The sequence below is a fragment of the Streptomyces sp. CLV115 genome (assembly GCF_038448545.1).
Taxonomy (GTDB): Bacteria; Actinomycetota; Actinomycetes; order Streptomycetales; family Streptomycetaceae; genus Streptomyces; species Streptomyces sanglieri.
In genome coordinates, this window is the sequence record NZ_JBCEWQ010000023.1 from 33,142 (window position 1) to 45,536 (window position 12,395).

At 71.3% G+C, this 12,395-nt stretch carries 11 protein-coding genes; 8 read left to right on the top strand and 3 right to left on the bottom strand.

The genetic code is table 11. The features are described from left to right. Nucleotides 1-276: 276 nt before the first annotated feature. Nucleotides 277-663 (top strand): hypothetical protein, encoded by a 387-nt coding sequence (locus AADR41_RS11520; protein WP_342281255.1) that lies wholly within the window; start codon nucleotides 277-279, stop codon nucleotides 661-663. A 140-nt stretch (nucleotides 664-803) separates the two neighbouring features. Beyond that, nucleotides 804-1,205: a hypothetical protein gene (locus tag AADR41_RS11525; RefSeq protein ID WP_342281256.1), complete on the top strand. Its 402-nt coding sequence runs from the start codon at nucleotides 804-806 to the stop codon at nucleotides 1,203-1,205. A gap of 116 nt (nucleotides 1,206-1,321) precedes the next feature. Here AADR41_RS11525 and AADR41_RS11530 read toward each other — a convergent pair whose 3' ends face one another. After that, a complete protein-coding gene (locus tag AADR41_RS11530) occupies nucleotides 1,322-4,012 on the bottom strand; it encodes a BTAD domain-containing putative transcriptional regulator (RefSeq protein ID WP_342281257.1) in 2,691 nt (896 codons plus the stop codon). Between the two features lie 601 nt (nucleotides 4,013-4,613). On the opposite strand from AADR41_RS11530, the gene AADR41_RS11535 reads away from it, so the two are divergent. Next, the gene (locus AADR41_RS11535; RefSeq protein ID WP_342281258.1) at nucleotides 4,614-5,975 is read left to right on the top strand and encodes a helix-turn-helix domain-containing protein; all 1,362 of its coding nucleotides are present in this window, start codon (nucleotides 4,614-4,616) and stop codon (nucleotides 5,973-5,975) included. 197 nt (nucleotides 5,976-6,172) lie between these two features. Beyond that, nucleotides 6,173-7,099 carry an ornithine carbamoyltransferase gene (locus AADR41_RS11540; protein ID WP_342281259.1) on the top strand — a complete coding sequence of 309 codons (927 nt, stop codon included), beginning with the start codon at nucleotides 6,173-6,175 and terminating at the stop codon, nucleotides 7,097-7,099. Between the two features lie 252 nt (nucleotides 7,100-7,351). Here the strand turns inward: AADR41_RS11540 and AADR41_RS11545 are convergent, their stop codons facing one another. Beyond that, nucleotides 7,352-7,564 carry an MbtH family protein gene (locus AADR41_RS11545; protein WP_093549323.1) on the bottom strand — a complete coding sequence of 71 codons (213 nt, stop codon included), beginning with the start codon at nucleotides 7,562-7,564 and terminating at the stop codon, nucleotides 7,352-7,354. 144 nt (nucleotides 7,565-7,708) lie between these two features. Continuing rightward, entirely contained in the window at nucleotides 7,709-7,990 is a 282-nt protein-coding gene (locus AADR41_RS11550; RefSeq protein ID WP_342281260.1) for a hypothetical protein, read from the bottom strand. Between the two features lie 263 nt (nucleotides 7,991-8,253). Here AADR41_RS11550 and AADR41_RS11555 point away from each other — a divergent pair, with 263 nt between their 5' ends. The 4 genes from AADR41_RS11555 to AADR41_RS11570 are packed head-to-tail and all read left to right on the top strand — an operon-like array spanning nucleotide 8,254 to nucleotide 12,387. Then, a complete protein-coding gene (locus tag AADR41_RS11555; protein WP_342281261.1) occupies nucleotides 8,254-8,706 on the top strand; it encodes a cobalamin B12-binding domain-containing protein in 453 nt (150 codons plus the stop codon). Next, a complete protein-coding gene (locus tag AADR41_RS11560; protein ID WP_446751017.1) occupies nucleotides 8,703-10,109 on the top strand; it encodes a methylaspartate mutase in 1,407 nt (468 codons plus the stop codon). The genes AADR41_RS11555 and AADR41_RS11560 overlap by 4 nt, the downstream gene beginning before the upstream one ends. Continuing rightward, nucleotides 10,106-11,122: an asparagine synthetase A gene (locus tag AADR41_RS11565; protein WP_342281263.1), complete on the top strand. Its 1,017-nt coding sequence runs from the start codon at nucleotides 10,106-10,108 to the stop codon at nucleotides 11,120-11,122. Before AADR41_RS11560 ends, AADR41_RS11565 begins: the two co-directional genes overlap by 4 nt. After that, nucleotides 11,119-12,387: a glutamate synthase-related protein gene (locus AADR41_RS11570; RefSeq protein ID WP_342281264.1), complete on the top strand. Its 1,269-nt coding sequence runs from the start codon at nucleotides 11,119-11,121 to the stop codon at nucleotides 12,385-12,387. Before AADR41_RS11565 ends, AADR41_RS11570 begins: the two co-directional genes overlap by 4 nt. The last annotated feature ends 8 nt before the right edge of the window (nucleotides 12,388-12,395 follow it).

Consider the following 12,395-nt stretch of genomic DNA (forward strand, 5'->3'; position numbering starts at 1 on the left):
TCAGGACTCGGATCCCTTGTGCACCGACATCCGGCACAAGGTGCCGGAGCCGTCGAACGGTGTGGTTGCCACGCCTCAATCCCCCAGGATGTCGCGTCCTCTGCGGATCACCACGGATCCCTGTCTGAATCGAACGGCGTCATCATGCGGCGACCGATTACCGCTGCGTTCCCTTCGCGAACGCGGGAACGGGAAGGAAGCGGGAACGGTTCGGGAGGGAACCGGGACCGGAGAAGGCAAGGGTCGTCACGTAGTTGTCTGCAGAAGGAGTACTCCGTGAAGGACCCCAGGGATCGTTCGCCCGACGGGACGGAACTGCGCCAGGCCCTCCAGGACCTGTCCACCGTGGAACGGTGGGCCGAGCGTGTGGCGTCCGGTGTCCAGTCCCACCCGTACACCGCGCCGGAGTCCTGGGAGGGGCCCCAGCTCAGCGTCGAGACCAGAACCGAGAACGGCATGCACACGGTGGCCGGGATCGTGACGTGGCCGCCCGGCGACGGTGCCGGTCCGGCGCTCCTGGACGAGTCGGAGCGCGCGGTGCTCCGTTCCCTCGTGAGATCGCTGCTCGACCTGGCCGGCCACGAGTCGGGAGCGGCCCGGACGCGCGTGGTCCTCACCCCGCTCGGCCCCCGGGTCGCAGCCTGCCAGCTGGACGCGGAGTAGGAGGTCACCGGTCCGTTCCCGCGGCAGTTCCCGGAGGCGGTATCGGGGCAGGAACGGACCGGGAACGCCGATCAGCAACATCAGTGGTGTCGGGAAGCGGAACACCGCAGAACCTCACAAACACCACTTAGGGGCGGGACATGGGACGCAAGCTTGCTGGGCTCTTCGGGATCATCGCGGCGACGCTGGCCTTCGGCATCGGCACGGTGGTCGAGGCGGGGCAGTCGCACGACGCCCGGGGCATCCAGCAGGTTCTCGCCGACGACAAGGGCCCGACGGTGATCGGCACCACGGGCACCGACGACGACAAGGGCCCGACCTTCGCCGGCACCCGCCTGGTCGCCGACGACAAGGGCCCGACCGTCATCGCCCGGACGATCACGGACGACAAGGGTCCGACGGTGGTCGGCACGAGCGGCACCGACGACGACAAGGGTCCGACGGTGGTCGGCACCACGGGCACCGACGACGACAAGGGCCCGACGGTGATCGGCACCACCGGTACCGACGACGACAAGGGCCCGACGTCCCCCGTCATCTGACGCCCCCCCGCCTCGACACCTGAGCCCCGCACCGGACCACGGTGCGGGGCTCGTCGCTGTCCGCCCCGGGACACGGGGACGGGACACGGGGACGGGGCCGGCGGCGCCGGCGGTCGTCAGCTGCGGCGGTGATCGGGCGGGACACCCATCCCGTCGAAGAGCTGCTCGGCCTCCGCCCGGTACCGGGCCGCCTCAGGTGTGTCGCCCAGGGCGTCGGCCATGCCCGCCAGGGCGTAGGCCTGCTCGATGCGGTAGCTGAGGGCCGAGGCGAGCTCGTGGGCATGGGTGTGCAGCGCGAGCGCCGCCGCCGCGTCGCCCTGCCGGCGGCGCAGCCGGCCCACGATGTTCTCCACCTTGGCCCGGCGCAGCGGCGAGGGGTTGGTCCGCATCATGTCGAGGGCGAGCTCCGCCTGGTCCGGGTCGCGCGGCGCCATGCCCAGCCGGTGTTCCACATCGGCGGACAGGGCCAGGGTCAGGGCGAGGTTCACCTCGTTGCCGGCATCCCCGTACAGGGTGCGGGCCTCCGCCAGACAGCGGTCGGCCTCCTCGTACGCGCCCAGGCCGACATGGGCGAAGGCCAGATCGGTGATGGCGCCGGGAAGTCCTTCGTGCTGCCCCAGCTGCCGGCTCAGTTCGGCCGAGCGCCGGGCCGCGTCCCGCGCCTCCTCGTACCGCCCCCACTGCTCGTACAGCGTACTGAGCATCGTCAGGCTCTCGGCCTCCGCGCGCGGCATGTCCAGGTCGCGTTCGTGAGCGATCGCCGTCTCCATGTGGCCCAGGGCCGCGGAGAAGTCGCCGAGCAGGCTGTTGAACTGGCCGAGGATGCTCTCGCTGTGGGCCTGGGTGTGCAGATCGCCGAGCCGGACCGCGACGTCCCGGCTCTCCCGGGCGGCTTCGAGCCCCTCGGTGAGACGGCCCAGCTTCCAGCAGGCGACACCCAGGTTGGACAGGCTCACGCCCAGCAGCGCCAGGTCCTGGAGCCGGCCGGCGGCGGCCACCGCGACCCGGCTCAGCTCGCCGAACTCCTCCAGGAGCCCGAGGTCGTTGAGCTGGAAGACGAGATTGCGGGCCAGGCACACCACATAGCGGTCGTGCCCCCGGCGCTCGGCGAGCGTGACCGCCGCGAGGAGCGAACTCTGCTCGCGCAGGAACCACTTCCGCGCGGTGTCGGGGGTGCCGAGGTCGGGCAGTTCGGCCTTGGAGGGCTCGATGCCGGTGTTGCGCCGGCGCCGCCCGGAGTAGAGCAGATCGCACGCCACCTCGGTGGCGGTCAGGTAGTAGCCCAGCAGCCGCTCCACCGCCACGGAGTCCTCGGGGGACTCGACGAGCAGGCTGTGCGCGAAGCTGCGGACCAGGTCGTGGAAGGTGTAGAGGCCGATCTCCGGCTGCTGCACGAGGTGCACGTCGAGCAGCATCTCCAGCAGGTCCTCCGCGTCCCGGGCGCCCGAGCCGAGCAGCGCACCGGCGGCATGGATGTCCATGTCGCTGCCCGGGTGCAGGGCCAGCGTCGAGAACGCGTTGCGGCACTCCTCGTCCAGGGACTGGTAGGACAGGCGAAGGGTGGCGGAGACGCTCCGCGCGCCCGAGCTGAGCTCGTCGAGCCTTCGGGTCTCGTCGCGCAGCCGCTCCGCCAGGTACTGGAGGGTCCAGCGCGGGCGATTGCGCAGCCGGGCGGTGGCGATCCGCAGCGCGAGGGGGAGATGGCCGCAGAGCCGGGCGATCTCCGCGGCGGCCTCGGGCTCGGCGGCGACCCGCTGGGCTCCGAGGGTCTCGGCCACCAGCATCGCGCTGTCCTCGGGCGGCATCACCCCGATGGAGATCCACCGGGCGCCGTCCAGATCGACCAGCCGGGCCCGGCTGGTGACCATGACGAGGCTGCCGGGGGAGACCGGCAGCAGCGGGCGGATGGCGGCGGCGTCGGCCGCGTTGTCGAAGAGGATCAGCAGCCGCTTGCCGACCAGGGTGGCCCGCCACAGCGCGGTGCGGGCGGGCACGTCGTCGGGGATGAGGTTGCCGGGGACGCCGACGGCCCGCAGCAGGCTGTCGAGCGCGATGCCCGCGGTCACCGGCTGGTCGCCCGGGGTGTATCCGCGCAGATCTATATGGAGTTGACCGTCCGGATACTCCGGCGCGAGCCGGTGCGCGGCCCGCACCGCGAGCGAGGTCTTGCCGCAGCCGCCCATGCCGTCGATGGCCACGATCTGCGGGCCCTGCTCGCCCCCGGCCTCGGCGCCGCGGAGGATCTCGGCCAGTTCCCGGTCCCGGCCGGTGAAGTCCGCGAGGTCGTACGGGAGGGTGCTCGGCGGCTCCGCGGGCAGCGCCACGGCCACCACCGGGGCGGCGGCCGGCTCGGGGCCGGCCAGTTCGGGGCTCTCCCGCAGGATCCCCTCGTACAGCTTGGTGAGGTTGGGACCGGGGTCGATGCCGAGTTCCTCGGCGAGGAGTTCGCGTACCCTGCCGTACTCGTCCAGGGCCTCGGCCTGCCGTCCGGACCGGTACAGGGCGATCATCAACTGGCCGCGCAGGGACTCGCGCAGGGGATGCTGCTGCACCAGCTCCCGCAGCTCGACGACGAGTTCGGCGGACTCGCCGAGTGCGAGGTGGAGTTCGAAGAGCTGCTCCGCCGCGGTCAGCCGGCGCTCCTCGATGGAGGTCGACGCCGCCTCGATGACCGGGCCGCCGCTGCCGGACAGAACAGGCCCCCGCCACAGGGCGAGGGCGCTGCGCAATATCTCCGCGGCTTCGGCCGTACGGCCGTCGGACGCCGCGATCTTCGCTTTGCGTATCAGTAGGCCAAATTCGGCCACATCGATTTCGCATTGTTCATGGGCGACGCGATAGCCGGGCCCGTCGGTGAGCAGGACCTCGGCTCCGCCGGGTATCCGTCTTCGGAGATCCGCAACTGCCTTGCGTACTTGGTGGGGTGCCGTCGTGGGCGGTTCCTCGTCCCATGCCGCCTCGACCAGCCGGGAAACCGGAAGTACTTTTCCGGGCTCCAGGAGCAGTGTGGCCAGAACTCGCTCCTGTATGACTCCGCCCAGCCTGAGTCGCGTCCCGTTGGACCAACCCTCAATCGGGCCAAGAATGTTGAAGCGCAGCCGAAACTCATCCGTGGTTGACACGCATCCTCCCCCTCAGCTCCGCGCACCCGCCGCGCTTCCCCAGCGCGAGGCGATCGTAGCCCCTGCCGCGGGGAACTCGCGGTACCGCACCGGGAAGAGTTCGGGAATGGCTCGATGAAGGCTGTTCATCGACGGCAGGCCTTCGCCGCCGGGGAGAGTACGGAGCGCACGGAGCGTGAGCGGACCGGAAAGGTCGGGCGCCGTGCCATGTGTTCCGGACACTCCTGAGGCGGCCGGGTAACCGGCCATTGCGTTTTCTGAGCACGGGGAGACCGAGGAGACAATGATGAATTCCCAGCCCGCACCCGGGCTCGACGTTCTGCTGCAGAATGCGCGCCGGCGGGCGGGACTCACCCAGGAACAACTCGCCGGCCTTTCCACCGTGAGCGTCCGGGCCATTCGCGACCTGGAACTCGGACGGGTCCAGCACCCGCGCAGGGAAACTCTGAAGCTCCTTGCCAATGCCATGCGGCTCAGCGACGCGCGCCGCGTCGAACTCGAACTGGCCGTCGATGCAAAGGCGGCGGGGCGTGTCTTCCAGGACATCTACGGGGTGGGCCTGGCCACACCACCCCCTCCACTGCGTCCGCTGATCGGACGGCGCCCCGAACTGGAGGCGCTGACCGCCCGGCTGCGCACGGACCACGAACGCCTGCTGACCCTCGTCGGGCTGCCGGGAGTGGGAAAGACCCGGCTCGCCCAGGAAGCCGCCTCGGCGATCCACGCCCGGGACCGGGTTCCGGTGTTGTGGGTATCCCTGGACGAAACGGCGGAGGCCGCCGGAGCAACACCCAGTACCCCTCAGTCGACCGTGACCGGGTGGGTGCGCGCACTGGTTCGTGACGGTGAGGAATTCGACGAACTGGCCGCGCTCATAGGCTCCAAGCCCACCTTGATCGTCCTGGATGGTCACGATGCGTCACCATCTGTCACTCCTCGGCTGCTGAGTCTGCTGCGGGCCTGCGAGCGCCTGAAAATACTCACCACCACCGACCGTCCGGTCCAGCTGCCCGGTGGACGGCTGCTGCCGCTGGCCCCGCTGCCGGTGCCGACCGCCGCCGAACTCGCCGCCGAGGTGGTGGGCGGCTCCCTCGTCGCGGACCGGCACGCCGTCGAGCTGACGCTCTCCCACGTCAGCTACATGCGGCCCGACTTCCTCCCCACCGACTCCGTCGTCACCACCGTCGCCCAGATCTGCCGGGCCCTGGACGGCATGCCGCAGGCGCTGGAGGCCGCGGCCTCCTGGCTGCTGCTCTACTCCCCGCAGCAGCTCCTGGACATCGCCCGCACCACACCGCTGGTCCTGCTCGACGGGGTCACGCCCGCCGATCCCGCCGCCGGCCCCACCCTGGGCGAGCGGCTCACCGCCGCCGTGACCGGCCTGGACCCGAAGGCCGCCGAGCTGCTGCGCACGCTGGCGACGCTGGAGGATCCCTGGACGGTGGACGGTGCCGCGCGCGCCTGCGGCACCTCGCTGGCCGAGGCCGCCCGCGACGTGCACGCCCTGCTGGTCCGCGGCCTGATCCGCCGGCTCCCCGCGACGGCGGGCGAACCGGTCGGCTTCACCGTGCTCAACCTGGTCCGCGCGGTGCTCGACGCGGACCGGGAGACGGCTCCCGCCGCTCTCGCCGCCGCCCTGAGCGAGTGAGGGTCACAAGTCCGTCACGTACGCCCGTTCCCACCCCCGTTCGCACACCTGCCGCCGCCCTGAGCGAGTGAGGGTCACAAGTCCGTCACGTACGCCCGTTCCCACCCCCGTTCGCACACCTGCCGCCGCCCCGAGCGAGTGAGCGCCGCAGCCCCTCACCCACCCCCGTTCCCGCCCTCCCGAAAGGCACCTCACCCATGCGCAACCTGATCTCCCTCGCCGACCTCACGCCCGCCGAGCTGGACCACATCGTCCGGCGCGCCGTCTCGTTCGGCCGGGACGGCATCGTGCCGAAGCCGCTGGCCGGACGGCAGGTCGGTCTGTACTTCCGCAAGTCCTCGACCCGGACCCGGACGTCCTTCTGGAGCGCGGCGACCCGGCTGGGCGCCGACGTGATCACCTTCGGACCGAACGAGCTGCAGCTCAGCACCGGCGAGACGGTCGAGGACACCGCCCGGGTCCTCGGCCAGTACCTGGACGCCCTCGTCGTCCGTACCAACGGGGACGTGAAGGAGATCCGCCGGCTCGGCAGCAGCTCGAACCTGGCCGTCGTCAACGCGCTGAGCCTGGACGAGCACCCGACCCAGGCCATCGCCGATCTCGCCACGCTCGCCGAGGAGTTCGGCTCGCTCGACAGTCTGCACCTGCTCGCTGTCGGCGAGGGCAACAGCTCCGGCGCGGCCCTGGCACTCGCCGCCGCCCTCACTCCCGGCCTGCGCGTCACCCTGCTCTGCCCGCGGGGCTACGAGGTGCCCAAGGAGACGCTGGACCTGGCGGCCGAACTCAGCGACGGCAAGGCCCTGGTGAGCCAGGTCGTGTCGGCCGACGAGGTCGAGGGCCCGGTGGACGCGGTGTACACCAGCCGGTGGCAGACCATGGGCGTCACGAAGGAGAACCCGGACTGGCTCAAGGACTTCGACGGCTTCCAGATCAACCGCGCGTTCCTGGACCGCTTCGCCGGCCCGCGCACCGTCTTCCTGCACGACCTGCCCGCGGTCCGCGGCGAGGAGGTCACCGACGAGGTCCTCGACGGTGCGTCCAGCCGGGCCTGGCGGCAGGCCCACCACAAGATGACCGCCGCGGCGGCGGTACTGGAGTGGTGCGTGCGCGGCATCCAGAGCTGACCGCCCGCCCCGCCCGGCCAGGCTCCCGGCAGACACGGGTTCACGCCCCCGTGACTGCCGGGAGTTCCCCTTTGCCCACGGCCCACAGCTCACAGCCCACGGCCCACAGCTCACAGCTCACGGCCCACGGCCCGCAGCCCACGGCTCACGGCCCACGGCTCACCACCCACCGCAGGCCGACGTGCCGAAGGGGGGGTGGGGGGGCCTGTCGGGCCCCGCACCCGCCCTTCCGGACCGGAAGAACTCGTGGGTTCAGCCACCCATGGCCGCAACCACGGAACGCGGCCGCATGTCGGTCCAGTTGGCCTCGATGAATTCGCCGCATTCCTGCTTGCTGCCCTCGTCCTTCACCAGCTCCCAGCCCGCCGGCTGCTGGATGCGGGCCGGCCACAGCGAATACTGCCCCTCTTCGTTGGCCAGCACGACATAGCGGCCCTGGGAGTCCTCGAACGGGTTGGTTGCCATGATTTCCACCTCGGTTGGACGAAGTTATTCGTGAAGTCGTCGGGTGTGCCTGAGTTTTTCGGCTGCATCAAAGACTAGGAGCCGCGGACCGGGCCGCCGGGCAGTAGCCCAGGCAGATCGGCGGCACCACGGACCGGACCGCGGTCAGGTGAGCACCCGGGCCGTGGCGTGCGCGTACGTGAGGGCGACCCCGGTCGCCACCGTGGCCGCGCGCACCGCGCCGAGCGCCTCGCGCACCAGCTCCGAACGCTCCACCGGCATCACCTCGCCTCCCGTCCGACCTGCGCGGACAATGTTCACCGCGGCTTCGAGCACGGCGACCTGGGCCTCGCCCAGCGCCTCCCGCCGGTCGACCCGTTCCCGTACCTCCGCCAGCACGTCCGCGAGCACGTCCTCCGCACGGACGCTGTGGCCGGTCTCTGCCATGTCATGACTCCTCGGTCGTTCGCCGGCGGTGTGCAACGGGCCGGGCGCTGAATTCTGCGGGTGCAGTGCGGCCAGTCTCACCTCCCCCCGACCGCCCGGCACCGGGCAGCCGGCCAACTGCTGCTCTGCTGCCGCCCAGTTGCCGCCGGTCACGCCGGAAACGCCGTCGAGGCGAATCTACGGTTGTGGCCGAAAGGAAGTTCCGGGTAATCCCCGGACCTCTTTCTCCCCCTTGTCATCCAATGATGTGGACGAAGCGAACAATGAAGCCTGCGGAATGGGCGGCTCGTCATCGATCCGGGCCGCTGGATGTTGTTGTCACCGGACTGCAATCCGATGCGCACACCTGGAATCTCATCTACATCCAACTGCTGCTAGAAGACCTCGGGCACAAGGTCGTCAATCTGGGTTCCTGCGTGCCCGAGGACGAGATCGTCGAGTCCTGCTGCAAGTTCCAGCCCGACCTGCTGGTCGTCAGCAGCGTCAACGGGCACGGCTTCCACGACGCGGAGCCGCTGATCGGGGCGATCCGCTCGCGCTGGGAACTGACCGGCCTGCCCGCCGTCATCGGCGGCAAGCTCGGCGTGTCCGGGAACGGGGAGGAAGAGGCCGACGCCCTGATGAGGGCCGGGTTCGACGCGGTCTTCCAGGACGGCGCCGACATCACCGCCTTCGAGTCCTACGTCGACTCGCTGCCCAAGGAGGTGGAGCGATGACCGGGACGGTCCGGGAGCCGGCCCCCACTAGCGGGACCACCGTGCACCGGCGCCCCCTCTCCTTCGGCCGCTTCGTCGCCGGGGCGCAGGCCCGCGGCACCCTCGTGGTCCAGCCCCGCATGGGATTCTCCGACCCCGCGCTGATGCGGGCCGGCCTGCTCGCCACCAAGGGAGCGGCCGACGCGGTCGTCGGCACCATGACGATCGACAGCTACACCCGGGTCAACGACGAGGCGTCCGCGGCACGCGCGCTGGACAGCGGCGTCCCGCTCAACGGATTCCCCATCACCTCCTACAGCCCGCACACCTCGCGCTGGGTACTCGACGGGGTCCGCGACGCGGGCTTCCCGGTACAGATCCGGCACGGATCGGCACGCCCCCAGCGCATCGTGGCCGCCCTCGCCCGACTCGGCCTGGACGCGACGGAGGGCGGCCCGGTCTCCTACTGCCTTCCCTACGGACGCACCCCGCTCCTGGACTCCGTACGCAACTGGCGGGAGAGCTGCGACGTCCTGGCCGGACTCCGTGCCACCGGGGCGGAACCCCATCTGGAGACCTTCGGCGGCTGCATGCTCGGCCAGCTCTGCCCGCCCGGACTGCTCGTCGCGATCAGCGCGCTGGAGGCGCTCTTCTTCCACCGGGCCGGGCTGCGCAGCATCTCGCTCAGCTACGCCCAGCAGACCAACGCGGCCCAGGACCGCGACGCCATGCACGCCCTGCACCGGCTGGCCGGCGAGTTCCTGCCGGACACCGACTGGCACATCGTCCTCTACACCTACATGGGTCTCTATCCGCAGACCCGGCACGGATCACTGGAACTCCTGGAACGCTCGGCCGAACTGGCCGTGGAGACCGGGGCCGCCCGGCTGATCGTGAAGACGGCCGCCGAGGCACACCGCATTCCCACCGTGGCGGAGAACGTCGAGGCCCTGCGGGTCGCCGCCCGGGCCGCCGCCCGGCACCGCGCCGCGACCGGCGCACACCCCGGGCACGCCCCCGCAGCGCACACCGACCCGGCGGACAACGCCGTGTACGCCGAGGCCCGCGCCCTGGTCGACGCGGTGCTGAACCTCGACGAAGACCTCGGCCAGGCCCTGCTGAAGGCCTTCGCCCGCGGATACCTCGACGTCCCCTACTGCCTGCACCCCGACAACGCGGGCCGCACCCGGAGCCACATCGACGGGTCCGGCCGCCTCACCTGGTCCGAGATCGGGGCCATGCCCCTCGGACCCGTCCGCGACCGCGGCCGGCGGCTCACCGCCGCCGGGCTTTTCGACGCCCTGTCCTTCGTACAGCGCCGGCACGACCGCGTCGTTCCCCGGCACGCAACCCGCTCCCCGCTTCCCCCGGCAACCCGTCGCCCGGCAGCCCATCGGCAGCACACCCAGGAGGTAGCACCATGACCAGCACGATCGCCGAGTCCGACGGCCGCGTCGCGCCCTCGTTCCCGTCCTCTCCCGACCAGCACCTGATCGCCGAGCCGACCCGTGCCACGCTGCGGGTGCAGAGCCGGATGCTCGCGGCGACCCGCGCGTTCCTGACCGCGCAGGGCTTCCAGGAGCTGCTGCCGCCGGTCATCGGGCCGGTCACCGACCCGGGCATCCGGGGCTCCAAGCAGGTGGACGTCGACTTCTACGGCCACAAGTACAAGCTGATGACCAGCGCGATCCTCTACAAGCAGGCCTCGCTGCTGGCCTTCGACAAGATCTTCTACATCGCGCCCAACGTCCGTCTGGAGCCCCTGGAGACGGCCGTCACGCACCGCCACCTCGCCGAGTTCCACCAGATCGACGTGGAGATCCGCGACGCCCGCCGCGAGGACGCGATGGAGCTTGCCGAGCGGCTCGTCGCCCATGTCGTCGACGAGGTCGTCCGCGAGATGCCCGCGGACCTGGAGCTCCTCGGCCGCGACCGGGACGCCTTCCGCGAGGTGGTCCAGGGTGCGTTCGACCGCACCACGCACAAGGAGGCCACCGCGGACCTGGTGGCGCTCGGCCACCCGCAGGACCCCGGCGCAGAGATCGACTGGGAGGGCGAGGAGATCCTCTCCGCGAAGACCAGCCGCCCGTTCTTCGTCGTCGACTACCCCAAGGGGTCACGGGGCTTCTACGACCAGGAGGACGCCGACCGTCCCGGCGTCCTCCGCAACTTTGACCTGATCGCGCCCGAGGGCTACGGCGAACTGGCCAGCGGCAGCGAGCGCGAGCACGACTACGCGGCCCTGGTCACCCGGATGCGCGAGACCGGCGAGAACCCCGCGAAGTACGGCTGGTACCTCGACCTGGCCCGCCGCGGCATCCCCGCCAGCTCCGGATTCGGCATCGGCCTGGAGCGCTTCACCCGGTACGTCACCGGCCGCACCGCCGCCTGGGAGGCCAGCGCCTACCCGAAGCTCCCCGGAGTGGTGTCGGCATGAGCACCGTACTGAGCGCCGCCGGCTTCCCCGAGGAACAGGTGCGGCACCGGGCCAGAGCCGGAGCGGCGGGGGCCTTCCCCGCGCTGGGGTCCTACGGCAGCAGCCTGCTCGGCGCGACACCGGCCGGCCAGGACCCGCACGACCTGCTGGAGCGGGCCAGGATCGTGCCCCCGGTGTTCATGCCGCAGCGGCTGAAGAAGCTCATCGACCTGGCCCGCGAGCCCCTGTACACGGACGTCGAACTCGGCACACAGGTGGGCGGGTTCGCCTCCCGACTGCCGCTCTACGTGTCCGCGTTCGGCTCGACGCAGGTCGCCAGCCACGACCTGGGCGAGGCGGCCGGGCGGCAGGCCGGACAGCTCGGCATCCCGATGGTCATCGGGGAGAACGTGGTGCCGGTCAACGGCTTCCGCGCCGCCGCCGACTCCGCAGCCTCCCCGCTGCTCGGCAGGATCGCCGCCTACACGGCCGCCGCGGACGACGAGCACGGCGGCGTGGTGGTGCAGCAGTCCACCGAGGACGCCGACGCGGAAGTGTGGAACCTGGTCTACAGCGACCCGGTGTCCGAACCGCTGCTCGCCACCGGTCGGCTCGCCTTCGAACTCAAGGTCGGCCAGGGCGCGAAGCCGGGACTCGGCGGTCTCACCGTCCTGGGCCGCGAGGCAGGTGACAGGATCGCCGAACAGTACGCCATGGAACCGGTGTTCGGCGCAGACAGCGAATCGGTGCTGCGGATCAGCAGCCCCGGCACCTTCACCGAGGAGATCCTGCGCCAGCAGATCCGGCTGATGCGGAACAACTTCCCCCGCGTGAAGGTGTGGGTGAAACTGCACCCCGGCCGCGACATCGCCCACGCCGCCGCCACCGCCTGGGCGGCCGGCGCGGACTCCGTCACCGTGGACGGCGCGGAGGGCGGCACCGCGTGGGCGCCGACCGCCTTCCTCGGCCAGGTGGGCCTCCCGCTCGGCGAGTGCCTCACCCGCATCGGCCGCACCGACCACTGCCTGCTCGCCAGCGGGCGGATCTGGGAAGGCGGCAGGGCCGCGAAGGCCCTGGCGCTCGGCGCCCGCGCCGTCGGCCTCGGCCGGGCCGCACTGCTCGCCGTCGACGAGGACGCCGAAGCCGGGCTGGTCCGGCTGGCCGAGTCCATCGCCCTGGAACTCCGGCTGCTGATCAGCTCCGTCGGCAAGTACCACGCCAACGCCCTGGAAGCGGACGACGTCCTGCTGCCGAACGACGCCGCGACGGCCTTCCGAACCGGCTGATCCCCACC